25 protein-coding genes are annotated in these 26,471 nt (G+C 43.4%); 11 read left to right on the plus strand and 14 right to left on the minus strand.

What is annotated here, in order from left to right; all coding sequences use genetic code 11:
- Window positions 1–342 precede the first annotated feature (342 nt).
- Together sodC and C7Y69_RS13110 are read left to right on the plus strand one after the other, a co-directional pair.
- A complete protein-coding gene (sodC, locus tag C7Y69_RS13105; protein WP_126873015.1) occupies window positions 343–888 on the plus strand; it encodes a superoxide dismutase family protein in 546 nt (181 codons plus the stop codon).
- Between the two features lie 190 nt (window positions 889–1,078).
- Window positions 1,079–1,582 (plus strand): thioredoxin family protein, encoded by a 504-nt coding sequence (locus tag C7Y69_RS13110; protein ID WP_126873016.1) that lies wholly within the window; start codon window positions 1,079–1,081, stop codon window positions 1,580–1,582.
- Between the two features lie 171 nt (window positions 1,583–1,753).
- Here C7Y69_RS13110 and C7Y69_RS13115 read toward each other — a convergent pair whose 3' ends face one another.
- On the minus strand, window positions 1,754–2,182 hold the full coding sequence (locus C7Y69_RS13115) for an OsmC family protein (protein WP_013783601.1): 429 nt from the start codon (window positions 2,180–2,182) through the stop codon (window positions 1,754–1,756).
- 314 nt (window positions 2,183–2,496) lie between these two features.
- On the opposite strand from C7Y69_RS13115, the gene msrA reads away from it, so the two are divergent.
- From msrA to C7Y69_RS13140, 5 genes are all read left to right on the plus strand, one after another.
- Window positions 2,497–3,090, plus strand: coding sequence for a peptide-methionine (S)-S-oxide reductase MsrA (msrA, locus tag C7Y69_RS13120; RefSeq protein WP_126873017.1), 594 nt, complete (start codon window positions 2,497–2,499; stop codon window positions 3,088–3,090).
- Window positions 3,091–3,277: 187 nt separating this feature from the next.
- On the plus strand, window positions 3,278–4,066 hold the full coding sequence (locus C7Y69_RS13125; protein WP_126873018.1) for a substrate-binding periplasmic protein: 789 nt from the start codon (window positions 3,278–3,280) through the stop codon (window positions 4,064–4,066).
- Window positions 4,067–4,284: 218 nt separating this feature from the next.
- On the plus strand, window positions 4,285–4,929 hold the full coding sequence (locus C7Y69_RS13130; protein ID WP_126873019.1) for a molybdenum cofactor guanylyltransferase: 645 nt from the start codon (window positions 4,285–4,287) through the stop codon (window positions 4,927–4,929).
- Window positions 4,930–5,145: 216 nt separating this feature from the next.
- Window positions 5,146–6,420 carry a beta-propeller fold lactonase family protein gene (locus tag C7Y69_RS13135; RefSeq protein WP_244360717.1) on the plus strand — a complete coding sequence of 425 codons (1,275 nt, stop codon included), beginning with the start codon at window positions 5,146–5,148 and terminating at the stop codon, window positions 6,418–6,420.
- 110 nt (window positions 6,421–6,530) lie between these two features.
- Window positions 6,531–7,568, plus strand: a complete 1,038-nt coding sequence (locus tag C7Y69_RS13140) for an alpha/beta hydrolase (protein WP_126873021.1) — start codon at window positions 6,531–6,533, stop codon at window positions 7,566–7,568.
- Window positions 7,569–7,660: 92 nt separating this feature from the next.
- Here C7Y69_RS13140 and C7Y69_RS13145 read toward each other — a convergent pair whose 3' ends face one another.
- The 5 genes from C7Y69_RS13145 to manD all read right to left on the minus strand — a co-directional run bounded on the left by C7Y69_RS13145 (window position 7,661) and on the right by manD (window position 14,813).
- Window positions 7,661–9,466 (minus strand): putative bifunctional diguanylate cyclase/phosphodiesterase, encoded by a 1,806-nt coding sequence (locus C7Y69_RS13145; RefSeq protein ID WP_260563511.1) that lies wholly within the window; start codon window positions 9,464–9,466, stop codon window positions 7,661–7,663.
- 264 nt (window positions 9,467–9,730) lie between these two features.
- Window positions 9,731–10,615 (minus strand): hypothetical protein, encoded by an 885-nt coding sequence (locus C7Y69_RS13150; protein WP_126873032.1) that lies wholly within the window; start codon window positions 10,613–10,615, stop codon window positions 9,731–9,733.
- A 1-nt stretch (window position 10,616) separates the two neighbouring features.
- Entirely contained in the window at window positions 10,617–12,401 is a 1,785-nt protein-coding gene (locus C7Y69_RS13155) for a sodium:solute symporter family transporter (protein ID WP_126873022.1), read from the minus strand.
- 14 nt (window positions 12,402–12,415) lie between these two features.
- Window positions 12,416–13,552: a Gfo/Idh/MocA family protein gene (locus C7Y69_RS13160; RefSeq protein ID WP_013783609.1), complete on the minus strand. Its 1,137-nt coding sequence runs from the start codon at window positions 13,550–13,552 to the stop codon at window positions 12,416–12,418.
- A gap of 43 nt (window positions 13,553–13,595) precedes the next feature.
- Entirely contained in the window at window positions 13,596–14,813 is a 1,218-nt protein-coding gene (manD, locus tag C7Y69_RS13165) for a D-mannonate dehydratase ManD (protein ID WP_013783610.1), read from the minus strand.
- A 138-nt stretch (window positions 14,814–14,951) separates the two neighbouring features.
- Here manD and C7Y69_RS13170 point away from each other — a divergent pair, with 138 nt between their 5' ends.
- Window positions 14,952–15,977, plus strand: a complete 1,026-nt coding sequence (locus C7Y69_RS13170; protein WP_126873023.1) for a LacI family DNA-binding transcriptional regulator — start codon at window positions 14,952–14,954, stop codon at window positions 15,975–15,977.
- A 118-nt stretch (window positions 15,978–16,095) separates the two neighbouring features.
- Here C7Y69_RS13170 and C7Y69_RS13175 read toward each other — a convergent pair whose 3' ends face one another.
- Window positions 16,096–16,473 (minus strand): phosphate ABC transporter substrate-binding protein, encoded by a 378-nt coding sequence (locus C7Y69_RS13175; protein WP_126873033.1) that lies wholly within the window; start codon window positions 16,471–16,473, stop codon window positions 16,096–16,098.
- Window positions 16,474–17,054: 581 nt separating this feature from the next.
- Here C7Y69_RS13175 and C7Y69_RS21875 point away from each other — a divergent pair.
- Window positions 17,055–17,306 carry a hypothetical protein gene (locus tag C7Y69_RS21875; RefSeq protein ID WP_013783613.1) on the plus strand — a complete coding sequence of 84 codons (252 nt, stop codon included), beginning with the start codon at window positions 17,055–17,057 and terminating at the stop codon, window positions 17,304–17,306.
- An 11-nt stretch (window positions 17,307–17,317) separates the two neighbouring features.
- Here C7Y69_RS21875 and C7Y69_RS13185 read toward each other — a convergent pair whose 3' ends face one another.
- From C7Y69_RS13185 to C7Y69_RS21890, 5 genes are read right to left on the minus strand one after another with little or no spacing between them, the layout of a single operon-like run.
- The gene (locus C7Y69_RS13185; protein WP_013783614.1) at window positions 17,318–18,358 is read right to left on the minus strand and encodes an HlyD family secretion protein; all 1,041 of its coding nucleotides are present in this window, start codon (window positions 18,356–18,358) and stop codon (window positions 17,318–17,320) included.
- Between the two features lie 25 nt (window positions 18,359–18,383).
- Window positions 18,384–19,883 (minus strand): MFS transporter, encoded by a 1,500-nt coding sequence (locus C7Y69_RS13190; RefSeq protein ID WP_013783615.1) that lies wholly within the window; start codon window positions 19,881–19,883, stop codon window positions 18,384–18,386.
- Entirely contained in the window at window positions 19,876–20,259 is a 384-nt protein-coding gene (locus C7Y69_RS21880; protein WP_250636033.1) for a TolC family protein, read from the minus strand. Before C7Y69_RS21880 ends, C7Y69_RS13190 begins: the two co-directional genes overlap by 8 nt.
- A complete protein-coding gene (locus tag C7Y69_RS21885; RefSeq protein ID WP_250636034.1) occupies window positions 20,220–20,501 on the minus strand; it encodes a TolC family protein in 282 nt (93 codons plus the stop codon). Before C7Y69_RS21885 ends, C7Y69_RS21880 begins: the two co-directional genes overlap by 40 nt.
- Window positions 20,447–21,307 carry a TolC family protein gene (locus C7Y69_RS21890; protein WP_260563512.1) on the minus strand — a complete coding sequence of 287 codons (861 nt, stop codon included), beginning with the start codon at window positions 21,305–21,307 and terminating at the stop codon, window positions 20,447–20,449. The genes C7Y69_RS21885 and C7Y69_RS21890 overlap by 55 nt, the downstream gene beginning before the upstream one ends.
- 256 nt (window positions 21,308–21,563) lie before the next feature.
- Between C7Y69_RS21890 and C7Y69_RS13200 the strand changes: the two genes are divergently transcribed.
- Window positions 21,564–22,217 carry a TetR/AcrR family transcriptional regulator gene (locus C7Y69_RS13200; protein WP_126873024.1) on the plus strand — a complete coding sequence of 218 codons (654 nt, stop codon included), beginning with the start codon at window positions 21,564–21,566 and terminating at the stop codon, window positions 22,215–22,217.
- Window positions 22,218–22,305: 88 nt separating this feature from the next.
- Here the strand turns inward: C7Y69_RS13200 and C7Y69_RS13205 are convergent, their stop codons facing one another.
- Both C7Y69_RS13205 and C7Y69_RS13210 read right to left on the minus strand, forming a co-directional pair.
- Window positions 22,306–22,548 (minus strand): YdcH family protein, encoded by a 243-nt coding sequence (locus C7Y69_RS13205; protein WP_126873025.1) that lies wholly within the window; start codon window positions 22,546–22,548, stop codon window positions 22,306–22,308.
- 45 nt (window positions 22,549–22,593) lie between these two features.
- A complete protein-coding gene (locus C7Y69_RS13210; protein WP_126873026.1) occupies window positions 22,594–23,439 on the minus strand; it encodes an enoyl-CoA hydratase/isomerase family protein in 846 nt (281 codons plus the stop codon).
- A gap of 389 nt (window positions 23,440–23,828) precedes the next feature.
- Between C7Y69_RS13210 and C7Y69_RS13215 the strand changes: the two genes are divergently transcribed.
- The gene (locus C7Y69_RS13215; RefSeq protein WP_126873027.1) at window positions 23,829–26,399 is read left to right on the plus strand and encodes a M1 family metallopeptidase; all 2,571 of its coding nucleotides are present in this window, start codon (window positions 23,829–23,831) and stop codon (window positions 26,397–26,399) included.
- Window positions 26,400–26,471 lie beyond the last annotated feature (72 nt).

Consider the following 26,471-nt stretch of genomic DNA (forward strand, 5'->3'; position numbering starts at 1 on the left):
GATGCACTAAATCATTTTTGTATCTTGAGAATAAAGCGTTGTTATTCGTGTTGCAACGAGAAAGAAGCGGTAACAGGGTTAACGAAGGCTACATTGAATAGGCGCTGGTTTGCGTAAAGATTACACATCATCCGTTAAATCGTTACACCTGTTCAAAGGTAGCGGTAATGTTTAAATATTCGAAATCCTATTAATTTATATATTTCATGTGGTTATAGCTAGTTAAGCACTAGTGGTGCAAATTATGCTCCTCTTAAAAATAAGTCGTAATGCACGCTCGTCTAACAATTACACGTTTACGGGTTTCAGTCATACGAATTTTAAGCAGAGAAGGAGAACGCTATGAAAAAGCTTACATTAACCGCCATGGTGGGTGCAGTCTCACTAGCCTTGAGCGCAAGTAGTTTCGCCGGTCATCATGAGGATGAAGGGAAAAAGATTATGATGAATAATCTTAAAACAGGCGAAGCTATCGGTAGCGTAATGGTAAGTAGCTACGATGATGATGGTGTGGTCTTTACACCGAAGTTATCAGGGCTTACACCAGGTATTCACGGTTTTCATGTACATGAAAACGGCGATTGTTCAGCAGCGATGAAAGATGGCAAAAAAGTGTTAGGCGGTGCTGCGGGTGGGCATTTCGACCCTGAAAATACGGGTAGTCACAGTGTACCTTGGTCTGAAGAAGGTCATGAAGGTGATTTACCAACTTTGTATGTTGACGAAAATGGTAATGCCACACAGCCTGTTTTCGCACCAGAATTAGAGCTTGAAGACATCGAAGGGCGCGCCATTATGATTCATGCCGGTGGCGATAATTACTCAGATTCTCCGGCCAAACTTGGCGGTGGCGGCGAGCGAGTGGCTTGCGGTGTAATCGGTAAATAGCGTACTGAAACTGGTATTATCATTTAATAATATTGTTAATTAAAGCGGCAGAAATGCCGCTTTTTTTGTGTTTGGGCTCTAGCAAAAGTTTAAGACGGCAAGCTTGAAAAGGGAAAGTTAGAGATAAGCAGGCTTGCGTTTTACGTCAATGCATTATTGAATACGGCATACGCTTTTAAGGAGAGATAAGGTGTTTGCAGATAAGTTCATGTTTAGTGTGCTAAAGCCAATATTAGCTGTATTAATAGTGATGGTCTCAACCAATGCTATGAGTGCAGATGACATTTCAGAGGTTGTGGGGGAAATGAGTGGTGAAGCCTTGCTTGCCCAGTATCCCGCCTTCATGGACGAATATAAGTCGTATCAACCTAGTGACGCTGAAATTAAAGCAGTATCTGCTTTAGAAGACGATACGCTACTCATATTGTTTGGCACATGGTGTCATGATAGTGAAAGAGAAGTGCCCCGACTTTTAAAAACACTAGATGCTAGCGGGTTAGATGTGCCTCAATTTACTTTATTTGCCGTTGATAGGAAAAAGAGCGATCCGGAAGGGGTGGCAGAAAAGCATGGGCTTAAATATACGCCAACCTTCATATTAATGCGCGATGGTGAAGAGATAGGGCGAGTGGTAGAACGTGCAGAAACCAGTTTAACCCAAGATTTACAGGCGTTAGCGGCAGCGGCCGAGTAAAATAGCGGAAAAAGAATTAATGGATAAAGAGCTAACGGATTAGGTGGGATTACATAAAAGAAGCAGCAGGCTTTCGTTAGCCTGCTGACTTATCCGCTATATTTTTTACGTTAGCTTAGTTCAAGAACTAAGCCCTGAAGCTACAAGTAAATAGCAGCGTGAAAAAGACGACTACTTCAACGTGTACTCAAGGGTGATTTTCGTATCTAAAAGCTGCGAGACTGGGCAGTTATCTTTTGCTTCCTGAGCAATTTTAGCAAATTCATCTTCGGTAATACCTTCAACGCTAGCTTCTAGGCTTAACGCTGACTGGCTAATCTCATAACCATCGTCTGTCTTATCTAAACTGATTTTAGCGGTAGTATTTAACTCTCCGTCATCATAGCCTGCGCCTGATAATGCAAAAGATAAGGCCATGGTGAAGCAGCTAGCATGCGCTGCACCAATGAGTTCTTCGGGGTTGGTGCCTTTGCCATCTTCAAATCGTGTATTAAATCCGTAGGGTTGATTAGATAATGCGCCTGTTTCGGTAGAAATACTGCCTTTGCCTTGTTTGCCTAAAGGTTTGTATGCCGCACTGCCTGATTTAACTATGCTCATTTACTATTTCCTTACGTTTTTGACCAAACTGGTTATACAGTTTGAAGTTTAAAAACGTAACGATGCAAGTGCTCTGCCGTTATCACTTATTTTCTGCAAGCCAAGGCCATGCGGGCGTTGGCGATAAAGTGATAATAGTAAGCGCCATTGGAGTAGTACGTTAATAGTCGTGTTATCACGTTTAGGTTACAGGGCTAAATGAAAATTTTACCCACAATTTTAATGAGACTGATAATGAAAGTTTCTAAGGCTTAATCCGTTCTGTATTTGTGAGCCGTATATTTTGTCTTCGATAGTTAATTTTAAGGTTAATAATGAAATCTATTTTGCACGCGTTATTGTTAAGCACGTTTATCGCTGCGCCAATTGCCACTGCTGACGAGACTGTTCTGGCTGGTGGATGTTTCTGGTGTATGGAATCTGATTTTGAAAAATTAGAGGGCGTAACCGATGTGGTCTCGGGTTTTACCGGAGGAACCGTGCCCAACCCTACTTATAATGGTAACCATAAAGGGCATTATGAAGCGGTGAAGATAACTTACGATGAAAGCAAAATATCGTATCGAGAGATACTCGACCACTACTGGGTGAATATCGACCCCTTCGATGCAAGAGGGCAATTTTGTGATAAAGGCCCCAGTTATTTAAGTGCTGTGTTTGTGGCAAGTGAAGAAGAACGTGCCATTGCACAAGACACTAAAAATGCGGTAAAGGCGCAATTTCCAAATCAAACAGTGGTTACGCCTATTTTAGATTCATCAACGTTTTATCCTATTAAAGGTGATGAGATAGGCCATCAGGATTTTTATAAGAAAAGTCCTGTGCGTTATAAGCTTTACCGCTGGAACTGTGGTCGCGATCAGCGCTTAGAAGAGATTTGGGGTGAGAAAGCGACCGGTAAGTCTTAGCCGTTCTCCTGTTGTCATCAATATTATGCAATGCTGCAGTAAAGTTAAACACAGGTCTGCTTTGTGCGGCATTGCAGAGTTTTTATTTTTATCTCGTAATTTTTTCTTTATAGTTAATTAAAAGTATATGTAGTCGTTGTTTAACCCTAAGTGGCGATGAAATAACCAAAACGGCTGGAAGTAGTACATGAAAAAGTACGGTGTAGTAGGGCTTATCTTGCTGTGTTTGGGATTTTTACCTTACTTTAGTGTGGCTGCACAAAAACAGAAGCCGCTGCCGCTAGATAGCGATACGCTATTAACCACTGGTGCAAGCTACTTCCCTTATGTCGATAAAAATGCGCAAGACGGTGGTTGGTCTGTTTCCTTAGTAAAAGCTGTTTTCAAGCACATGAATACTCCCATTTATATTGACATTTTACCGTGGCAGCGCGGTTACAAGTGGGCGCTTGAGGGCAAGTATCAAGGGACATTCCCTTATGTTTATACCGACGAGCGAGCTAAGTCGTTTATTTACTCTAAACAAATTAATTCAATTCCCGTACGTATTTATACCTCTAAAGAAATGAAAGTGAATACATTGGATGATGTGACAGGGGCTCGCCTGTGTTTGCCCTATGGCCATAGCTTGAGTCGTGAGCAGTCGGCGTTTATCAAAGCTTATAAACTTTCTGTTCAACGAGCGGTTGATGCAGGAGGGTGTATTGTTCAAGTATCAAAAGGGTGGGGCGAAGTAGGCTTTACTAACGGTTATCTGCAAGACGATCACAATTCAGAGCTCTTTGAGGTATTGGAGAATGTTAATATTATCGACATTCCTGTGGCCACTATTCCGCTTTATTACATTGTCTCTAAAGAGCTTGAAAATGCGCAAGCGCACATCGATAAATTTAATGCTGCATTAGCGTTTATTGAACAGTCCGGCGAGCGCCGCCAAATAGATAAGCAGTTTGAAGCCATAGCCAATCAAAAATAGCGCTGGATGAAAAAAGCTTTCAGTAATTAAGTGTTATCACTTCGCTCAATTTATCTGATTATGCGCAATAGGTATCGTCTTCAATCGCTGAAAACCACTAATTATATTGCGTGTTGGCTAATTTTAATTGACTGATATTTATGATTATCCGCATGCTAATAGCGTGATAAAGTGGGTCGAGGTAGTGTTAAGGGCAAGTATAAGGAAAGAGGGGCGATATGGTCATCGATGGTGTAGTGCTAGCAGGTGGGCTTTCAAGTCGAATGGGGGAAGACAAGGCGCTTTTGAAACGAGATGAGCGCGATATGCTTACTTACACAGCGGATTTAGTTTCTTCGTTATCTATTGAACGTTTATTGATTAGTCGAAATGAAGCTACCACCATTGGTTATCAGCCTAATGATGCTGATGGCGATGCTTATAACTGTGCTCATAAATCCGCTTATAATTGTGCTCATAAATTTGAGGTGTTCAATGATGTAGTGGCCGGTGTTGGGCCTCTGGGCGGAATATATTCTGTTGCTATTCAAAGCAAAGCTGATGCATTGATTATCACGCCCGTCGATTTGCCTTTATTGCGCACAGAAGATTTAGAGCAGCTTATTAACGAAGGCTCCAGCGCGAAACGGCCCGCGTATTTTTCTCATCACTACTTGCCTTTGTTTTTGCCGTTGACTAAAGAGGTTCGTCAGTACCTTGATGATGTTGTTAAAGGCAAAGTGCCCCAACGCTCAGTCAATACAATGTGTACAAATTTTGGTGCAATTGAAGTAACACCTAAAAATAATTCGCGGCTAACCAATGTGAATACTCCAGCACAATGGGATGCCGCAAAAAAATTGCTATCACTGGCCGGAAATTAACGACACTTTAACGAACATGACGTACTTGTTAGTGTGTTTAATAATCAGTTGGCTTATGATTTAAACGTTTATTATCAGAGTGCTCGAACTAACGAGCTTGTGCTAGAGCGCTAGTTAGACAAAGTTTATCAATTACATCAAATTCAATATTGCTCGTTCATACACTTAAGGGTTAACACAATGCTTAGTATCTGTTTACCGCGCGCTAAATCTTTTATGAAGATAACTAGCTTGTGCATTAGTAGCGTCGTTGTTTCTTTCTCGGTGAGTGCTGCAAATATCGCAAGTGCTGAAGGCACCGAGGGCCAAGCTAGCGTTAAAAACCAAGCCTCAACGAATAGTCAATTTCCTCAGGATTTACCTTCATCCAGTCTGGTAAACGTTGAGCGTTACCCTGAAGCAAATGTTACCCACCCAGTACCTCAATTTAGTGTAGACGCTAGCTGGCCTACCATGCCGAAAACGATGATAATTGGCCAAGTACCAGGGTTGTCTGTAGATAAAAACGATAACGTATGGTTGCTACACCGCCCAAATTCACTAAGTAAACTCGATGTGGGGCTTACCAACAATATGGGGCTATGCTGTGAAGCAGCTCCTCATGTTTTACAATTTTCCCCACAAGGTGACTTATTGAATGCGTGGGGCGGACCTGAAATCTCACCTTCAATAAACGGCGAAAACCAGTGGCCAGCAACTGTCCATGGATTATATGTGGATGATGAAAACACGGTATGGTTAGGTGGAAATGGTGATGGGGATCACGTGGTACTCAATTTCACTGAAAAAGGCGAATTCATTCGCCAGTTTGGTACCCGTGGAAAAACCGATGGTAACTTAAGTAAATCAACGTTAGGCAACCCTGCCGATATTTTTCATAACACCCAAACCAATAAAGTTTTTATTGCCGACGGATACATTAATAAACGGGTGACAGCGTTTAACACAGATGCCAATGAGTTTGACCAATTATGGGGGGCATACGGCACTGCACCTGGCGGCGGCACGCGAGAAGGCGCATTCGATGTTTCTCAAGCCACCGCAAATGCTGGTGCTACTAGTACACAAGCGCAAAATTTTGGTGATATTGTGCATTGTGTTACCCAAGCAACTGACGGCAGAATATATGTATGCGACAGACGGAATAATCGAATTCAAGTATTCAAAGCTGATGAAAGCGGTACGGTTAATTTCGTGCAAGACGTGATAGTGGCTGGCGAAACCGGCGGCTTAGGGACAGCTTCTGATATCGCGTTTTCGCCCGACAATAAATACATGTACGTGGCCGATATGATGAATGGCCGTATTTGGATTTTATTACACGAGAACTATCAAGTGTTGGGCAGTTTTGGTCGTCCTGGTCGCTACCCAGGTCAGTTTACTTGGCTGCATAGTGTGGTAGCTGACAGCGAGGGTAATCTGTACACCTCAGAAGTCAGTACTGGTCGACGAGTGCAAAAGTTTGTATTAACAGGCTTTGAGACTAATTAATAGCGCTAGGTCCAAGCATTGGGCCCAAGCGTTGGACGCAAGCGTTGGGCACTAGCGTAGGACATAATCGCTAAGCCAGATAATAATAAGCAGCAGTAATAAGGATAATAATGGCTCAACAGCAAAGCGTTAAATCACACCGCGTGAAAGTTAGGGGTAGTACAAGGTTAGGCCTTTGGTCTTGTCTATTAAATGTAGTGCTATTACGGTCGGTGCCATTACGTTCGGTGCTAGTACGGACCGTGTTATCGAGCGCATTGCTATTAAGCGCTGCGGCTGATGCGAAAACAGAGGTAGCTGAGAATAATCAAAGCCTAAGCAGTTCTGCAGCCTCAAGCCAAAACGTAAACTTAAGCCAAAAGATAAACTTGAGTTCGGGTGCCAAAGGGGTGCTAGAAAAGCCTAGTTGCACCGCTAAAAACGATTCAAATGTTAATGTAAAAGGCGCAGTACTGTTAATTCACGGTTGGGCAGGGCAAAAAGACGAAGTAGGCGATTTATATAAAGATTTGGCTCATCAGTTAAGTACGCATTGCATAGCCTCTGTTAGATTTGATGTTCGAGGTGAGGCTGAGCGTGAAGCAAGTAACTATACACTATCGAGTACCTTTAAAAGCCGCGTAGAAGATGCGCAAGCCGGGCTAGATTATTTGCAAGCGCAATATCCCAGTACAATGCTGGTAGTGGTAGGGTTTAGTTTAGGTGGTGCTACCGCTATGGAGTTAGTCAGCACGCACCCTAAAGCATTTGAAGGTATGGTGCTTTGGTCTACAGCGCTAAACCCGAATGAAGTCGTTACAAATACGCAAAACTACAAGGAAGTAAGGCAAGCGCTAGAAGAGGGGCAAAGCACGATAAAAAGCTGGGTTCATTTGACCCTGACCCGTAAGCACGTAGTGGGAATGTTAGGTTACAACCCTATTCGCAATTTAGGTGATTTTGAAGGGAAGCTATTAGCGATAAGAGGCTCGAACGACTATTTACCTGCCCACGAAAAAGTCATTTTTGAGGCAAGTAATGCGGTTAGTGAAGATGCCTACTACCTAGGTGGGGCTGATCATATATTCAACGTTTATGAGCCGGATAAGAGCAAAAAAGAAGAGGTGCTGGATTTATCTGTTAATTGGATCAAGTCGCTTTTTAATTAACGCGTGTTGCGCTTTCAATGACTGGCTGAAAACACAGATGAGATAACATAAGTCGGTTAACGGCGGGTGTATAAAAACCGCCGTGTTAAATACTAAGTGTTATGGTTCAAAAGATATTCTATTAACGCGTTTTCGGGCAATGGTTTAGACCAGAAATAGCCTTGGCCAATGTCGCAGCCAAGTGACAGTAGCTTTTGCAAGGTTTCGTCATCTTCAATCCCTTCCGCAACCGTCTTTAAGCCTAAACTGGCTGCCATATTGATAATTGCACCTACCAGAGACTCATCGTGCTCAGAGAAACACAACGGGCTAATAAAAGATCTATCTACTTTAAGCTTTGAGGCGTTAAAGTTTCGAAGATAACCTAAGTTAGAATAACCAGTACCAAAGTCGTCGATGGCAATGGTAATACCAAGCTTACTTAGTGAGGCAAGTTGCTTTTGTATCTGCTCGGTTTCATCAATCAACAACGATTCGGTTAACTCTAGTTCTAGCGCTTCTGGAGGTAAGCCCGCTTCGTACAATGCGCTTTCTATGGTGCGTTGAAGCTGGCCGTCTTTAAATTGCATCACCGATAAATTCACCGCAATACGTATGTCAGAATGTCCCTGCTGGCGCAATTGGGCACAAAATTGGGCACAAAATTGGGTGGCTTGGCGTACTACCCAGCTACCTAGTTGATTAATTAAGCCGCTATTTTCCGCCAAGGGGATGAATAAGTCTGGTGGGATCATACTGCCATCAGGTTGAGGCCAACGTAATAGCGCTTCTAAGGTGTTAATGTTGCCACTCTTTAAATCTACGATAGGCTGGTAGTGAAGCTCAAATTGTTGTTCGCTTAGCGCAGGACGCAGAAGTTGAAGCATCTTAAACTTGTTTTCGCTGGCTTTGTCTAAGCTCTCATCATAATGGTGGTAGGTATTGCGACCATCCTGTTTCGCTTTGTACATGGCGATATCGGCTTTGCGGCACAACTGCTTAAAATCAGTGCCATCTTTTGGCGCGCTTGCTGTACCTAAAGAGGCTGAAACCGTGACTTGATTTTGAAATATATCAAAAACAGACGCGCATTGGCCAATCAGAGAATTAGCGAGGGACGTCAACTCATTGCTTTGAGGATTGATAGGGGCAATAACTAAAAATTCATCGCCACCGAAGCGGATGAGATATTGTTTAGGTAACAGTATCTCGGTTATCTGTTGGGTAAGTAGTTTAAGTAATTGGTCGCCCGCTGCATGGCCTAAGGCATCGTTAATAGGCTTGAAATTATCTAAATCAATAAACAGAATTGCTAATGACAGCCCATTTTCTTCACACTCGCTTAGCGATAAGTTAAATAGGGTTTCACCGTAAAGTCGGTTAGGTAAGTTTGTTAGGCTATCGTGGTGCGCTAAATGCTGAATCTGCGTGCGACTTTGCGCCACTTTTATATTTTCGCCCTGAAGCGATGTCATCAAATCTTTGATATCACGAACTAAAATGTAAACACTAAAACCGGTGACGATAAATATCACTAGTGTGAAAATTAAATGCTCCCAGCTTGTGGAAGGAATATGGGGGGTAATAACACCTTGTAGCGACAACCCGACAATCAGAACACACTGCAAAGTCACGAAAGAAAGTAGCGTTAAAAACAAGCCCACACCGCCTAAAATAGCAGCGAAGATTATCAGGGTGGGATAACCCAAAATAGCTAGGTCGAATAACCCTGCACCGGTTGCCGCTAGCGCGAACAACATAGTAGATAGTGACACCAACAGGGTAGAAGCTGAGGCAAGTAGTTTATGTTTATAAGCGAATACAAACGCAGCAATTAAGCAGGTAAGGCCGGCGGCAATAATAATAAAGGTAATATTTCGAGCCACAGAAAGCGACGCCACCAGTCCGAGGGCAGACACGCCACAAATTTGCATGAGTCTACGGCGACGTATTTGGTTAAACGCGTCTTTATCTATGGTTAACGAAAAATTTGGAATTGTGAGCTCTTTTAGTAACTAAAGGCCGTGGGAGATGTATTTATAATAGCTCACTTTTCCACTAAGGAAGATTAATTCCAGCGCTCGTATTTATACCTTAAGCTGCCTCCAGACACTTATGTGCAAGGTCAGAATGTGTTATCGATGGTCTTGAACCATTTCTTATTCATTCACTCACTCTCTCACTCAGTTCAATATAGTAGCCACATCTTTTGACACTTTGTCATACTCAACCGATTCTATAAAACCTATTGAGAACGTTTTAGGTGTATTCAAAAACTTGTTTTTATCTTGGCGACCAAATCCGAGTACGGTCATGTGAGGACGGCTTACGTAATTATCGGGATGGGTATCATCATCATGATTTAGCAAGAAAATCATTCGGGGAGATGATTCATCGCCAAAGGCATACCATTCAGGGCTGGGCAAATCGCCTTTGTGTGAATCATTTATTGGGTGGCGTATGTCAGTAGCAGAATTAAACCAAAAATCGGTGTCATCCATAGTGCCGCCAGGCACCCCTTCATATTGCACCCAATAATGATAACCGGGGCTTACTGTTGTCATTGTGAAATCACAGTGGGTAGGGTAGAAATCCCATTGGCCTACCCATTTTCCATTTGCTGAAGTAAATGCTATACGAACATGGTTCTGATGCTCGATAAGCACTTCACCATTGGCCTTGTTGGTACCAGCATTCATAGCATGAAAATAACTACCATCTTGCTTATGAATGGCATTTGGAAAGCCGCGGTATTCCCCTTTGTGGCCAGAGCCTTTGATGTTGTTAAAACCAATCCAGTCTACCCCGTCTTTATCGAGCATACTCGATAGCCCGCCACCGTGCTTTTCAAGATAGTAAGTCGCCGACGGGGTTGAAATAATATAGGCAGGTACAGGCCCAGCCGACTCATCCATTCCCTCAGTTAAGCTTACCTTGCCACTTTGATGACTCATTGAACAACCTAAAAGCAATAGTGAAACCAACGTCGTGCCTAACCATTGCGCTAATGTTTGTAGATTTGATGAACACACGAAAGGTTGGTTTCTTAATGCGGCAAATAGCGTCATTCTAAGCATGGTTTTTACTCAACGATGAAGTGGCAGTAGTAGGCTCTTTTTTGGCACTGTGTTTAAGCAGTAAACCTATGGCTAGCATAATGACAGCACAACCTAAAAACATAAGCCGTCCCCACAATGGGTTGGGAATAAGCATCATAACGAGCATGCCTGCGCTCATGATAATAACCATCACACCCAGTTTATTGCGTTGTTGGCGGTCGTAGTCATCTTGCTCAAAATCGGCTATCACCGGTGTTTCTACATCTTTAAAAAAGCGCTCGGTCTCCGCTTTATGCGTGTCTTTTTCGGGGTTATAAAATAAGGAGGTTGCACAGAAGAAGCCGGCGGTAATCACCAGTTGAGCAACAATAATAAGCATTAGATTAAGATCGATTGACTCACGACGAGTAAGCGCTTGTTCTAGCCCAATCCAGCTAGCAAAAAGCTCAGGAGTGAATACATTCATCATTAACCAGGAAACCGTCAGGCCTATAGCCACAGTAACCCAAGGTGCCCACTGGGGCGTTCTTTTGATAAAAAGGCCAAATATTAAGGGAATGAGCAGGGGAACTTGAATCATGGTAGACACGTTCATCATTAGCTCAAATAAACTCAGCTCTTTTAATGATTTGAAGAACAGTGCAACAGCAATGACTAAGATACCACTAATAAAGCTGACCAAACGGCTAACGTTCAACAGGTGCTTGTCTGATACTTGTTTCTGTTTTTTCAGTAATAACGGCTGGTATAAGCTTCGAACAAAAATTCCCGCATTTTTGTTAAGCGCTGAGTCCATAGATGACATCGAGGCAGCAAATAGACCAGCGAGTAATAAACCTACGGTACCCAGCGGCATGGCATTTCGGGTAAACACAAGGTACACCGCATCGCCCGCTTTGTTACCCAGCTCTGGATAGGCGGTAGCTGCATCAGGATAAAGAATGGCCGATGCCCAAGGGGGGATGAACCATACAATACTGCCCACACCCATTAAGACCATGGCCAGCAATGCCGCTTTACGTGCGTTTATGGTGTCTTTTGCGTTTAAAAACCGAAACGAGTCGTTTAGGTTCATGATGGTGATGAGTTGCTTTGCCAAAAAGAAAACAAAGGTACCAACAAGCAATAGGCCGTAGTTCATGTCGGGGCCCATCACAAAATCGACGGGGAAATCGGTTACCAGTGCAACAGGCCCACCTACTTTTACGAGGGCTACAATGGCGCAGGCTATTGAGATAATTGCCACAATGAGGGTTTGTACAAAATCAGACGCTACCACGCCCCATGCACCAGACAATACCGATACAAACAGCACGGTAAGACCGGTGGCAATAATGGTAATACTAATATCAGTATCAAATACGGCGCTAGAGAAAACACCAAGCGCGTTTAACCACACGCCAGCGTTTATCATACTTAATACAATCAGTGCCCATGAGAAGAATTGCTCATTCTGGCTTCCGAAGCGACGTTTAATACCTTCAGTAGGGGTGTCCACACGCATTTGCCTAAAGCGCGCCGAAAAATAGAGCCAGCCACAGAAATAAGCAAAGGTATTAGCGAAGAATACTAGGCTTATAGCAAAGCCATCACTAAAGGCTTTCCCTGCTGCGCCCGTAAAGGTCCAGGCAGAAAACTGTGCCATAAAAGCCGTTGAGCCTACCATCCACCATAACATTCTACCGCCACCACGAAAGTAATCGCTGGTGGAGTTTTTCGCCATCGATTTAAATGCAAAACCGATCCCGAGGATCAGGCAGAAGTACCCTGCAATAACCAGATATTCATACACCATGGGACACCCTTTTATTACAGTTGGCTAACGTCTATCCAATTATCGTTTCGACGAATAAGATCGATGAGTTGCTGGTATTGCGCGCCTTCTTTAAAGGTTTGATAAGGCAAAATATTTTCACCTTTCACATCGTTCACTAATTCGCGAATTAAATAGCGCCAATTGCGTTCGGTGTCACCTTCGCCTTCGGGCGTATTGTCTATGATGTCTTGCGGTAGCGGCAGCTCAGTCCATTGTTTATTTTCGTCATAGTAATAAAGGGGGCCACAGGCGTAATGACCTTTAATGTAGATAGCACCTTTGCTACCGTAAACAACAATATGGTCTTCGTTAAAACGTGGTTGTAAACCGCCATGTTTGAACAACACAGAGACAGGCTTTGCTGCGAGTTCACTGCTTAACTGTGCAAGTACGGTGTACGACCACTCTACATTCGAGTCGCCCCATTTGAGGGTTGGGTCGGAAAGGTCGCTAGGTATAAAGTCGCGGCGCTTCTTGAAATTATGTACCCCTTCAACAATAGGGGCTTTACCCAAATCATCCCGAACTTCGCCCATAATGGATAATATTTCTTCGCCCACAATAGAGGTTACAATTGAAAGCTTATGGGTAAAGTTGTTATTTAAGCGCCCGCCACCGTCTTCTTTGCGGTGAGACCAGCCAAAGGGAATGTCACGTTCTAAATTGAAATGAGAAATGCACTCTACTTCTAGTGGCTCACCAATCATTCCTTGCTCCACTAAACGTTTGGCATGAATGACGTGTGGCATATAGCGAAAGCTTGAAGCAAACGCAGTTTTAACCCCTTTCTCTTTAGCCAATTCATACAGCTTTTTAGCTGAATCACCGGTGGTAGAAAGTGGTTTGTCACTGAATACATGGCAGCCAAATTCAATAGCTTGAATAATGGGCGTTTCGTGGGCGCCGCCGGGGGTGGCAATAGAGACAATGTCTGGCTTGCAGTCTTTAAGTGCTTGTTGCCAGTCAGTGCTGAAGTAAGGAATTGAAAGCTCTTTCGCTACACTTTCCACTACGCTAGGGGTTCTCCCCACTATGCCAACTACCTCTGCACCTGCATACCTAAACGCTTCTGCATGTCCTTGGCCTGCAAATCCAGTACCTTGAATTAATACCTTGATAGGGTTACTCATATTCTTTCCTTTGTCGTATCTGTTGTTGCAGCGCAATATCTCATTACCAGTTCCACACCGTACCGTCTTCTAAACGGCTCACGGGTAAATAAGAGCGTTTGTAGGGGTATTTTTGCGCTGCAGATTCATCAAAATCTACGCCCAAACCGGGTGCGTCTAAAATGGCAACCGTACCGTTTTTAACTTCATAGCGATGGGGGAATATTTCGTTAAGTTGCTCATTTCCAAACCCAACAAATTCCTGAATGCCAAAGTTAGGCGCCCAAATATTCAAATGCATATGGGCAGCAAAGCATATTGGAGATAAATCTGGTGCCCCGTGAGGCGCGGTTTTCACGTTGTAGATATTGGCAAAGTCGGCAATACGACGCAGACCGGTTATACCGCCAGCATGGGTAGCAGCTGCACGTATATAATCAATAAGCTGATCTTGAATCAGGTTTTTGCATTCCCAGATGGTGTTGTAGGTTTCACCAATGGCCAGTGGGGTAGTGGTGTGATGCCTAATCACCTTATAGTTTTCTTGGTTTTCAGCCACTGAAGCGTCTTCAAGAAATAACAGGTTATAAGGTTCTAATAGTTTACCCAGTCGCGCAGATTCAATAGGCGTTAATCGGCTATGCACATCGTGAAGTAAATGAACGTTGTTGCCTAAGCGAGCACGAGCTTGCTTGAAAAGGTCTTCCACCATAGTAAAGTATTTTTGTGTAGACCAAGGTTCTTCTGGGGGAAGCGGGCGGTTGCCTTGTAATTCAAAGTAATCTTTCTTATCACCAAGCACGCCGTAGGTCACCTCTAATCCAGGAACTGCGGCTTGCAAACGTACGGCTTTAAATCCCGCATCAATATGCGCTTGCGCTTTATCAATAGTGTCTTCAATAGTGTCGCCACTAGCGTGTGCATACAAGGTAACTGCCGTACGGCTTTTTCCACCCAGTAATTGATAAACGGGCATATTAGCGGCTTTGCCTTTTATATCCCACAGTGCCATATCAATTGCCGCAATGGCGGCCATATTTATGGGGCCTTTACGCCAATAAACGCCTTTATAAAGATATTGCCAAATATCCTCTATGTCATGTGCATCGCGGCCAATTAAACATGGTGCAATATGCTCTTCAAGGCAGGTGACTACCGCCATTTCTCTGCCATTTAACGTTGCATCGCCTATACCGTAAATACCGCTATCTGTCATGACTTTTACGGTAACGAAATTGCGTCCCGGGCTGCATACAAATACCTTAATTTCTTCAATCTTCACCAGTCTTCCCTCTGCTTTAAATGAAAGAATAAAACGTTTTAGTAAAACGTTTTAGTTGACTAAAGCTAGCATACGAACGCATAATGTCAACAAGTTGTTAACAATGGTGCGATAAGCTACAGGTTTTTCGCAGAAGCTATGCAAAAAGTGAAATTGGCGGATGTGGCGCGCTTAGCCAAAGTGTCGAACAGTACAGTATCTCAGTACATTAATGGGCGTTTCGACTATATGTCGAAGGAAACCGAGCTTCGAGTTCGGGCGGCTATTAAAGAATTAAATTATACGCCTAACCGCTTTGCTCAAGGCTTAAAAACTACCAAAACCAAGACAATAGGGGTGATTGTTCGGGATATTACCGGTTTTGATACCAGCCGAACCATTCGCGGTGTGGACGACTTCTGTAAAAAAGAGAATTATAACGCACTCATCTACAACACGGATTTTGATCCCGAGGTAGAAGCCAAATCGTTAGAGGCGTTATTTCAGTTGCAAGTAGACGGAATAATTATCGCCTCATCAGGTAAAAACAATGGCCTTATTGAAGAGTATATTCATAAGGGCTTGCCTATAGTACACGTGCAATTAGAACATGACGGCAGCGAGAAGAACCTTGTTTTATCTGATTACCGCAAAGCCGCTTTTGATGCGACAGACTATTTAATCAAATTAGGGCATGAACGAATTTGCTTTGTGACGCAGGAATACCAGAACGTTAAATCGAGGAATGAGCGTTATTTAGGTTACACCGATGCACTCGAAAAGCATGGTATTCAATACAATGAAGCGTTAGTGCAGTACTGGCAACGAGAAACAGGGTTTGAACACTCGCCAAAGGCAATTCTTCAATCAGATGCTGCGCCTACGGCGTTTTTTACTCAGCATCTCGCTATTACTACCGAACTTTTAGCGCACTTAAACCAAGAAGGGGTAAGTGTGCCTGACGATGTTTCTTTGTTAGGTTTTGATGATGTTCCCATGACGGAGTTTTTTAAAGTACCGGTTACGGTAGTAAAGCAAGAGCCTTACATTATCGGAAAGGAAGCTGCCCAGCTTCTTCTTGAATTAATAGAAGATAAAGACAGGCATTCACAAAAAATTATGATTTCTTGTTCAGTAACGCAAAGAGAATCTTGCGCTAGCCCGAAGAAAAAAGGGGGGCAGTAAACGCGAGAGGAATAGGTGAATTTTGCTGTGGGGCGTAGGGTTTACTTGATACTTAATGGCAAATAAAAAAGCGCTTTCAATATGATTAAAAGCGCTCTTGTTGCAAAATTTTATCTAGTTAGAAGCTACCGACTACGGTGACAGAGTCATTCGCTAAACTCTCATCCACAAAGCCAATAGTGTTTGGGTTATCAGCAACAAGTTGCAGCATTTCTTCTTGTGTAGATACCTCTTCAGGAGGCGTTCCTTGGCCAGTAAAAACTAATTTAGACCAAAATGCAGAATATTGGCTTTCTGACTTTCCTAATACGCCCGTGTTGAAGGCACCACGAACATCATTACCTTGCTCAAATGTCAAAGGAAGTGCTTTGCTACCGTCAGGAAATGCTTTCATTTTGCCAAGGTAGATTCTTTTCACCGCATCGGCGTCAATACCCGAATTATTTTTTGCACTAACGATAATTACGTTTGCTGCACTTACAGGAAGTGCACACATTAAACTAAGTAATAGGACCGCTTTCGCTTTCATTTTCATTATTCCTTAAAATACTAAATCTAAAGATACTGCTATTGCAGGGGGGCGATTGCTCTATCGTAAGGCGTTAGTCGATAGCGCCGTTGCGTCTGTGTCGTCGAATCCAGCTTGTATCCTGCTAGGCGCGATAATTACGTATTAATTCTTCGAACTTAGAATAGTATAAGTTCAGTATATTAGCAGTGAAAGTTTATGCAAAATGTTAAATCCTCCATACTGAACGTTAATGTGCCTACTTTTACCTTTTACCTTTAAAAAATAAACAAAGATGCAGACTTCCACTACGGCATACCCAGAATAAATACCTAAAACCGAATACCTCACATAATTACCTGAGTGTTATTATGGAGATATGAGCCTTAATACCATAATAGGTGAAGTTTTCGGGAACTTCCATTAATGACAAGCTAAGCGTGTGTCCAAGAAGTTTATGGATTGGTGTATTATCAATAATTAGCGCATGTGGAAAGGATAATTGTTGTTGCCACAGTTGTTTAAATTTAGCATCGCCAGGAACGAGTTGATTCATAAAATGGGCAGATATGGCTAAACCAAACAAAAAGGGGCCAGTTCGAACAGTGCAAATAGCCTGCGCGAAATGTAAAACCCCAATTTTTAAATACCGTAAAGGTGGTAAAGGAGCATTAGTAAAGTGTTTTAAGGAGCGTATTGTTGAAAACTATACCACCACACCTTGCCAATGCCCGGGCTGTGAGCAGCCCTTTGCTCGAGAAACTCTCGTGCGGGGCGCTCCTGCTTATAAAATAATTGGCGGAAAAGTGACTATGAAATAGTAAAACTCTCGTTATTTGCCAACGCTAGTTTCTATGGTTGGCACTACCGACATGCCCACCCGTAAATCTTCAATATGTTCTTGTGCCCCGTCTAAACCAATGCGTATGGGGAGGCGCTGAACAATCTTTGTGAAATTCCCTGTCGCATTGTGTGGGGCAACTGCAGAGTAACTGACATTACTTGCTGGTCCTAAACTGGCTACCTTACCCTTTAGGGTGATACCCGGTAAGGCATCGACTTCAACGTTTACAGTTTGGCCCGCTTTAATATGTGCCAATTGCGTTTCTCGGTAGTTTGCCGTGATATATAAAGTATTACTAGGGACGACTACCATCAAAGGTTCCCCTGTATTTATGAACTCACCAACCCGCGCTAGTTTCTTCCCAATGATACCGTCTATAGGGGCATAAACCTTTGTGTAGGACAGTTTAAGCGTTTGAGTGTCAAGATCTGCTTCGGCGAGTTCAAGCGCTGCTCGGGCCGCGTCCAAACTTGCTTCAAGTACCTGGGTTTGCTGCTGTGTAAAGGTTAATTCTGCTTTACTTTTCGCTACGTTAGCCTGAGCAATAGTAAGTTGAGCATCCGCTTGTTGTAGTGCTTGCTTACTACCTGAACCATCTTGAGCGAGGTTGCTGAAACGAGTTTGATTCGCTTTTGCTAAGGCCAGCGCGGCTTTACTCGCTTCATATGTTGCCTCTGCTTGTTCAATCTTTGTGTGTTGTTGAGATAATTTCGCTTTAATACTCGCGAGGTTCGCATTAGCACTATGGGCTTTCGCTTTGCTAGCGGCAACGGCTAGCTTAACATCATCATCTTCAATTAAAACCATTAGGTCACCTTGTTTGACCTGCTGATTTTCCTCGACTAAAACGGCTTTAACCGTCCCTGATAACTTTGCACCCACCGAACTGAAGTCGGCTTCTATATAAGCGTCGTTTGTGGTTTGGAAGGTGCTGTTAGATTCTGGTTCATTTAAATAAACTACAGTGCCTACTGCTAAGACGACAAGTACGCTAGCGATAGTCAATTTGATAGGGCGGGGTAATGCCATAATTTGTTATCCTTGCTAAAAATGATTAATTGGTTACAGGTGAGCTGGGCGCTGGCACGTGAGTCATACTGAGCACTATGGGGATCAGCAGGCATGCAAGCACACCAAATAGACGGTAAATATCGGCTATTGATAGCGTAAGCGATTGCTGAGCGAAAATGTGTGACAACTCTGCAGGGTTCAGTATGGGTAAATATGAACTTGATGTTGACGCGTGCCCGATAAGCGTATCTGTATGCAAACTGCCGCGCTGCGTCAAAAGGTGGCCTACTAATGCGCCGCCTAACAATGTTCCTAATACCCGCAACGTATTGATAATACCTGAGAAGTAAGGGCCTTCGTGTGGTTGAACCACGCTTGTCATCAGAAACAGCATAGACACCACCGCCATAGGTTGCCCAATGGCTTGCAAAATTTGCGTTACTAAAAATTGATCACGGTTCCAGCTGCTGGTAATACCGGCACCTATGAAACACGCGATACCAATAGTTAATAAACCTATTGCGAACACAACACGCGCATCAACCCACTTTTTATATAGCAGTATGGCTACCACAGAACCCAACACTAGCTGAGGCAGGGCGATGATCAGTGCAAGTTGAGACGATTGGAGTACTCGATAATCTTGTACTGCAGTTAAAAAGTTCATGGGTAGTACCGTCGCTGACATGAACACAATTAATAATAGGGTAAAGATGAGCGATCCTAATCCTAAATTTCTGCGTCCGAGTAGTCGCAAACTTATAAAAGGAGTAGGGTGGTACCACTCGGTAATAAGATAAAGAGTGAGCAATGCGCCCCCATTTATTAATGCTAGGGTGATTAAGGTGGAATTGAACCAGTCTAAACGTTCCCCTTGTGTAAGAGCGATAGTTAGCAGCGCCATGCCAATTACACCTAAGCCCATGCCTAGCCAATTCCCTTCTTTAAATCGCCCATACTTGGTAGCTTCCTTCGGAGCCCCCCAACGTACCAACGCAATAGCCACAAAACACAGCGGGATAACTTGCCAATATATAAGGCGCCAATTGTTTACCTCATCAGTCCATTGTCCGGTTAACCAAATAGCAATATTAGGCGAAAATGTCGCTGTCATGGCGTATAGCGCTAGCCCATGCAAACGTATATGCAGCGGCAATGCTTTTAACGCCATCATCATCAATAGTGGAACAAGAGCCCCACTGGCTACGCCTTGAACGAACCTGAGCGCGATAACCAGTGATAAGTCATTGACGAAGGGCAAGGTAAGCGCAATCGATGCGATAATTAACACCATGTAGGTGTGAAAACGACGAACCGAAAAGGTAATGGCAAACCATGTCGCAAAGGGGGTAATGAGTATTTCCCCGGCTAAATAGCTGGTAGTTATCCATGAGCTACCATCTACACCAAAGCCGAGCGCGCCACGCACATCCACTAGCCCCAAGGTGCCAACTCTGTTGTTAAGACCAGCCATCATCGCACTGATAAATATACCCAGTAACGCTGCGAGAATTTTGGTGGGTGGTAAAGCTGGTTTACTCATCGCTCACCTCTACTGCGTTCCAGCCACCGCCCAACGATTTATATAAAGACACCAAGCTTAAGCTTGTGCTGGTCACACTTTCACTAAGTGCAAGTTGGCTATCGAGTAAATTGCGCTGTGCGGTTAGTACATCAAGATAGTTTCCCGCACCTTGTTCAAAACGGCGTTCTGCAAAGTGAAGCGCCTGTTGATAGCCATGATAGGCTTTTTCAAGGGCGTCATGATGGCTTCGCATTGACGCTAATCCATCGAGGGCATTGTCTACTTCGTGCCACGCATTTAATACGGTTTTTCGGTAGGCGATAGCCGCACTTTTTTGCGCTTCCTCAGTTAGCTTTAAGCGTTGTTCGAGCTTCCCACCCTGAAAAATAGGCAAGTAAATGGCAGGGCCCACACTAAAAAACTGGCATCCCATGTGGCTAAGTCGCCACTTTCAAATGACTCGAACCCCGTGCGGCCAACTAAGGTAATGCGCGGATAGAAGTTAGCTTGTGCTACCCCAATATCAGCAGTGGCCTTATGAAGCTTAGCTTGGGCAGAGAGCACATCAGGGCGTTGTTGCGCTAACTCACTGGGTATGCCAATGGGAATGGTATTAGGTAGCGAAGGTTGGGGCATGGCATAATAAGCAGTGCATCGAGTGCGTGCGGCGATTCGCCAAGCAAGATAGCAATACTGTTCATTTGCGCTTCCACCGTGGCTAGCTGAGCCTCTGCCATCGACATATCATAGCGCGTAGCAAAACCATTGTTAGCTTGGTTACCAACCAGTTTTAGTTTATGCGCTGCAATAGCTTTATTGTGTTGCACGATCTGTAATTGGCTTTGCGTACCTCTAAGTTGTAGATATTGGTGGGCAACTTCGGCCATCAAGCTAACCTTAAAGGCTTCTCGGTCTAGAAGTGTTGCCTCTAACTCAGCCATAGCACCTTCTTCGGCACGCTTGATATGACCCCACAAGTCGATTTCCCAGCTTGCATCGAAGCCTGTTTGCCAGTAGTTGTTTCCACTGTCTTTAGCGCCAAGCGCTGCAAATTTACTATTGTCACTAATATCTTCACGGGTGTAATCACCAAAAAAAGATACTTGGGGCAGTTTATTGGCCTTGGTTATTCCTAAGCGTGCTCGGCTTTGCTCAATGCGACTCGCGGTAAGTTGTAAATCCAGATTGGCGTGCTCAGCTCGCTCGGCAAGTTCAGTCAGGATAGGGTCATTAAAATGCGACCACCATGAAGAGGAAATCATGGTATTAGAGACATTATATTGCTGAACGTAGTCTCTATTATTCTCTATATCCGTTATTGAATAAGCTTCTTCAGGAATAGTAAAGTTTGGACCTACTGTGCAACCAGCAAGAAGCGCAATGCCTACAGAAAGAGTCAGACTTTTAAGCCTAGGGGCTGTTTTGAAGTAGTGGGTGCGCATAACAATAGAATCTCTTGGTTATTACAAATCATAAAATCGAACCGAACTTATCGGTACAGTTTGAGGTCGTAAGAAAATCGACTCACTAGTTAATAGTGAATCGATTTTCAGGTAATTCGTGGTCTTTTAAACTTAGTGTTATTAATTCTCAGACAAATTCTTGGGAAGAGAATAATATTGAACTGTACCGCTCAGTTCGGTACTATAAGGTTGAATTGAAGATTTGTCAATAACGTTTAGGGTTGGGTAGTGCACAATGACGATAGCAAATGAACAAGAAAACGTAGCACAAGCGCTTGGTAAGACACTAGGCGCAAAGGCCCTCACGGTTTTACAAGCGGCAAGAAAGGTATTTTTAGCCCATGGATTTTCTAATGCTACCACTGACATGATTCAGCGAGAAGCGGGAGTATCTAAGTCTACGGTTTACGCGCATTTTGCCAACAAAGAAACCCTTTTCAGTGCGGTTGTACAGACCGAATGCTTTTCCACCTCGACTAGTATGCGTACCATTCGATATAAACCCGGACAGTTACGTGACGTGTTACACGAGGTGGCTAACGTGTACTTGAATGTTGTTCTATCTAAATCAGGGGCAGCATTAGCGCGTATGGTAATTGCAGAGGTAGAGCGTTTTCCGAATTTAGGTAAGATTTTCTATGAATCTGGCCCGCGAGCGAGCATTAAGGTTGTCGCAAATATTATGGGTTCAGCGAATGAAGCAGGGGATCTTGAGCTCGGGTCATTAACGAGTGAAGAAGCAGCAAGGATATTTATTGGTTCAGTGAGAAGTGAGTTACAACTCTATTATTTAACTCACCCAGATGATATGCCTACAAAGGCTCAAAAAGATCAGTGGATCACGTTTATTGTCGATACCTTTACGCGAGCTTACGGAAAGGCCGCTTAGTGTAGAACGAAGATTCATACCTCCTGTTGTACTTAGTAATACGTGCAACAGGGGGCGTATGATTTTACCTATTGAATCTGCTGATTATTTACATTGCCGCTTGTAACTTGCTGTACAGCGTATCTTTGAGTACTGCGCGGTCATGCTTCATTTGATGCAGAGTTTCGTCGCTGGTTGGCCCGCCTTTTAGCTCCAGCTTGCGGATTTCTTCATCTAACCCGTTGTATTGTTTAGTCTCGCTGGCAAACGTACTGTCGCTTTCTACAAGTTTTTCAATAACGGCTTTGTATTCTGGAAAGTCAGATTGTAACGAGTGGTTTTCACCTAACATAATATGCTCCTAAATTTTTTGTTCACTAAAATGTTTCAAGTAGTATTAGTTAATATCTTGTACGGCAACAACGAGATCATTCCAATTACGTTGATTTTCCATATCGTATTCCATTCCTTTAATGTCTGCTTCGTTAAATCGTTTAACGGCAGGGGTTTTACTGGTTGCTTGATATAGCCAGTAAGCTTCTGCACGTAACGCTTCATCTATAGGTTTATCGATAGATTCATATACAGCTTGTTTGCAGGCATTAATCGATTCTGCGGGAAACAGCGCAATGCGTTTGGCAAGGGCATCTACATATGGGCCTATTTCATCAGGCTCCAGCGCTTTATTAATGGTGCCGTAAGCTTCGGCTTCATCGGCGCTAAAATCACGGGCACTTAAAATTATTTCTAGAGCTCGGCCAAGGCCTGTTTGACGAGCCATCCGAGATGCGCCACCACCACAAGGCAGTATTCCCATGCCTACTTCCATCTGCATTAACTTGTATTTGCCGCGAGCGGCGAAACGCATATCGCAAGCTAGAGCAAATTCATGACCACCACCTCGGGCAAACCCTTCTAATTTCGCGATTGTGGCCTGTGGCAATTTACTAATACGCTCTAATACCACTTGAAGGTCGAGCAATTTCACATCGCTGCGAGCTACCGCTTCGGTTGACATATCTTTTAGAAGGTTAGTGTCATAGTGACAAACCCAAATTTCCGGATTAGCTGATTGGAACACTACAACCTTGACGGTGCGATCGCGCTCTAGGCGCATAGCAAGACCCATTAGGTCTTCTAGCATTTCTTGGCCCTGAACATTAACGGGGCCGAAATCGAAAGTGACGGTAAGTATTGCACCGTCTTGCTTTGCGGTAAAAGTGGTATAGCCGTTATACGCCATGATAGTTTCCTCTGATTGCTTTAATTGTTAATTCATTTTTTAGTTGTGGTTAACTTGCCAATAAGAGATTAACAGCGATGGACGGGCTTAATAATCGGTAAACCTGTGGATACAGTTTATGCATTTTATTGAAGATAGGAGTTGGCGTAAGCGGTGAATTCCCGCTACATCTTGAAGTTATGAGAAAGGAATAGGAGGCGGAATACGTGTATAACACGCTGAATGCACTAACTATTAGGCTGGACATCTCTCGTAACAATTTCTAAAAAAATTTGCGACTAGTCAGGTTGCGCGCCTCGATAAACCTGATTATGCTCCCCCGCGATTATACATGGGGCAATGCTCCGGCTTCAGGAACTCAGTTCCCTCTCTACATGGAATTATAATATATGAGACGAATCATAACGTTGTTTAGTTGTGTTTTGGCGCTGTTAACGACTCAAGTGTTAGCAAAAGACGTTGAATACCGCTTACCATCTTCCGTAACGCCAACCTTTCAAGACATTCATTTAAACCTGGATCCCGACGCACCACACTACTCTGGTTCTACTCGTATAAACGTCACAGTTAATACGGTAACCAAAAGAGTAGGCTTTTATCAGCAAGATCTTGCGATCACTCACGCCGAGCTTATTCAAAACGAGCGTGCAATAGCACTTAATGTTGAAGAAGGCGAGTACAACATTAATTGGGGTATGGCTGATGCTGACATTGCACCAGGCAAATACACCCTTGTAATCGACTTCGAAGGCAAGGTGAATACCTCATCTGATGGTATGTATTTATCTCGTTTTGAAGAAACAAACTACCTATTTACGCAGTTTGAAGATATGCATGCACGTAAAGCATTTCCTAGCTTCGACGAGCCCGCTTTTAAAATAGCGTACCAAATGACAATCACAGCGCCTGAAAAACAAGTGGTGGTATCGAATACGCCGGTTGAGAGCCGCGATGTTAGCGAAGGCATGCAAACGGTTAAGTTTGAAAAAACCAAACCTATGCCAACCTACTTAATTGCTTATACCGTAGGGCCGTTTGATAGCGCAGAGTTAGAAGGCTTGTCGGTACCTGGTAAAATCTACGTGCCTAAAGGCTATGCAGATAAAACAAAATTTGTGGTGAAACATACCCCTGAAATTTTAGCCACGCTAGAAGACTTTTTCGATATTAAATACCCTTACAAAAAACTCGATTTTGTTGCAGTGCCTAACTTTACGCACGGTGCGATGGAAAACGTAGGGCTAATTACTTATCGCGACAGCTTATTATTATTAGAAGACGAGCCGGGTTTAACAGAACGTAAAGGCCCGCTTAACGTTATTGCACATGAATTGGCACACCAATGGTTTGGTAACTTAGTTACCATGGCGTGGTGGGACGATTTATGGCTAAACGAAGCGTTTGCCTCGTGGGCTGCCAGCTATACCATGATGGAGCTGTACCCAGAGCTTAATTTTGCCGATCGTATCGTGCAAGAATCTGCGTTCGGTGCCGATGCTAGCCCTACCGTTAAACCGGTGAAAAAAGTGGTTCGTACCCAGCCTGATGTAATGGATGGCTTGGGGCTTAACTACTCAAAAGGCGAGTCTATTTTGCAAATGATAGAGTCGTTAATTGGTACTGAGAAGTTCCGTGAAGGTGTACGTAACTATATGAACACCCATGCATGGGGCAATACGGTTGCTGACGACTTATGGGCTGCTCTTGATGGTGTATCAGACATTAATTTAAGTGCCATGATGAAAGCCTATTTAGAACAGCCTGCTTACCCACTTATTTCTATAGACGATAACGGCACTATTACGCAGGAACGTTTTCATTACGCAGGCGCAACCGTAGAAGCACAAACTTGGGCTGTTCCACTTAAACTTACTTACAAAGTAAATGGCAAGATAAAGCAAGAAGTGGTGTTTATCGATAAAGCCAAAACCACATTGCCTCAACTTGCTGAAGCTGACTGGGTTTTCCCTAACGACAACGCAACAGGCTATTTCCGCTGGGCAATTACAAGTAAGCAACTTGCTAACTTACTTAGCGATTTAAATGTGCTTAATAACCGCGAAAAGAAAAATGTGTTGTATAACATGCAAGCATTACTTAACGCGGGCAAGGTAAGTATTGATAGCATAATGCCAGTATTAACTGCATTGGCGAAAGACAACGACCCTGTTGTTAAACGTGCCGCGGTAGGCGTTTTGGGTGAGTTTGACTACTTAATTAACGACGACAATAGAGCGAACTATGCTGCGTTGTTGAACCAAGAGTACTTACCTTTATTAAATGAGCTTACCCTTGAGCAAACTAGTGGCGAAGCGGAGAGTGTTATTAGCCTACGTAATCAGCTTTATAGCCTGCTCGGAAACAGAGCAAACAACGAAGCACTGATTAAAAAGAGTGAATTGATAGCCAAGCAATATATTAAAGATAGCAGTGCAGTTCCTGCGGGTATTGCTGACACCGCGATAGGTATCACCACGAAGTATACTGAAGATGATCTCTACGATACGTTGGTGGCCGCATTCAAAGAAGCGCAACTACCCAATGTTAAACGTACCTTGCTTTATTCCATGCGCTACACTGATGAAGCCACGGCAAACAAAATGCTAGATTTAGCATTAACCGATGATATTACGCCAGCCAACACGCTTTACATGTTGGTAAGAGTATCGCGTAATTTAGAGCTCAAAACTGCCTTGTATAAATGGTTAGACAAGAACCTTGATGCCTTGATTGCAAAGATGCCTGATTACCATGTATCTCGTATGCCTGAGTTTGTATCTACTACCTGTAGTGCCGAAAACTTAGATATGGCTAAAGCGTTTTACACGCCAATCAAAGATAAGCATGAAGGTATGGCGCGTAGTTTCGACATTATGTTGGATGAGTCGAACCAATGCTTGCGCTTAAAAGCGACATATCAAGAAGACTTTAATAAATTCTTAGCCAAATATGGAAACTAAACATAAGAATTAATTAATATCTTTATAAATCAACAGTATTACTGTGATTAATCGTAAGCTGTCTCTTATACA

Source organism: Alteromonas sp. KS69 (assembly GCF_003989595.1).
GTDB classification, from domain to species: Bacteria; Pseudomonadota; Gammaproteobacteria; order Enterobacterales; family Alteromonadaceae; genus Alteromonas; species Alteromonas naphthalenivorans.

Excerpts from the sequence above, each read along its gene's own strand:
- C7Y69_RS13140 (WP_126873021.1), top strand. The coding sequence starts at position 6,531 with ATGGCTCAACAGCAAAGCGTTAAATCACACCGCGTGAAAGTTAGGGGT.
- C7Y69_RS13150 (WP_126873032.1), bottom strand. The coding sequence starts at position 10,615 with ATGACGCTATTTGCCGCATTAAGAAACCAACCTTTCGTGTGTTCATCA.
- C7Y69_RS13190 (WP_013783615.1), bottom strand. The coding sequence starts at position 19,883 with ATGAGTAAACCAGCTTTACCACCCACCAAAATTCTCGCAGCGTTACTG.
- sodC (WP_126873015.1), top strand. The coding sequence starts at position 343 with ATGAAAAAGCTTACATTAACCGCCATGGTGGGTGCAGTCTCACTAGCC.
- C7Y69_RS21875 (WP_013783613.1), top strand. The coding sequence starts at position 17,055 with ATGGCTAAACCAAACAAAAAGGGGCCAGTTCGAACAGTGCAAATAGCC.
- C7Y69_RS13155 (WP_126873022.1), bottom strand. The coding sequence starts at position 12,401 with ATGGTGTATGAATATCTGGTTATTGCAGGGTACTTCTGCCTGATCCTC.
- C7Y69_RS13215 (WP_126873027.1), top strand. The coding sequence starts at position 23,829 with ATGAGACGAATCATAACGTTGTTTAGTTGTGTTTTGGCGCTGTTAACG.
- C7Y69_RS13125 (WP_126873018.1), top strand. The coding sequence starts at position 3,278 with ATGAAAAAGTACGGTGTAGTAGGGCTTATCTTGCTGTGTTTGGGATTT.
- C7Y69_RS13130 (WP_126873019.1), top strand. The coding sequence starts at position 4,285 with ATGGTCATCGATGGTGTAGTGCTAGCAGGTGGGCTTTCAAGTCGAATG.
- C7Y69_RS13115 (WP_013783601.1), bottom strand. The coding sequence starts at position 2,182 with ATGAGCATAGTTAAATCAGGCAGTGCGGCATACAAACCTTTAGGCAAA.
- C7Y69_RS13210 (WP_126873026.1), bottom strand. The coding sequence starts at position 23,439 with ATGGCGTATAACGGCTATACCACTTTTACCGCAAAGCAAGACGGTGCA.
- C7Y69_RS13135 (WP_244360717.1), top strand. The coding sequence starts at position 5,146 with ATGAAGATAACTAGCTTGTGCATTAGTAGCGTCGTTGTTTCTTTCTCG.
- C7Y69_RS13175 (WP_126873033.1), bottom strand. The coding sequence starts at position 16,473 with ATGTGTGCACTTCCTGTAAGTGCAGCAAACGTAATTATCGTTAGTGCA.
- msrA (WP_126873017.1), top strand. The coding sequence starts at position 2,497 with ATGAAATCTATTTTGCACGCGTTATTGTTAAGCACGTTTATCGCTGCG.
- C7Y69_RS21890 (WP_260563512.1), bottom strand. The coding sequence starts at position 21,307 with ATGCGCACCCACTACTTCAAAACAGCCCCTAGGCTTAAAAGTCTGACT.
- C7Y69_RS13200 (WP_126873024.1), top strand. The coding sequence starts at position 21,564 with ATGACGATAGCAAATGAACAAGAAAACGTAGCACAAGCGCTTGGTAAG.
- C7Y69_RS21885 (WP_250636034.1), bottom strand. The coding sequence starts at position 20,501 with ATGCCCCAACCTTCGCTACCTAATACCATTCCCATTGGCATACCCAGT.
- C7Y69_RS13160 (WP_013783609.1), bottom strand. The coding sequence starts at position 13,552 with ATGAGTAACCCTATCAAGGTATTAATTCAAGGTACTGGATTTGCAGGC.
- C7Y69_RS13185 (WP_013783614.1), bottom strand. The coding sequence starts at position 18,358 with ATGGCATTACCCCGCCCTATCAAATTGACTATCGCTAGCGTACTTGTC.
- C7Y69_RS13205 (WP_126873025.1), bottom strand. The coding sequence starts at position 22,548 with ATGTTAGGTGAAAACCACTCGTTACAATCTGACTTTCCAGAATACAAA.
- C7Y69_RS13170 (WP_126873023.1), top strand. The coding sequence starts at position 14,952 with ATGCAAAAAGTGAAATTGGCGGATGTGGCGCGCTTAGCCAAAGTGTCG.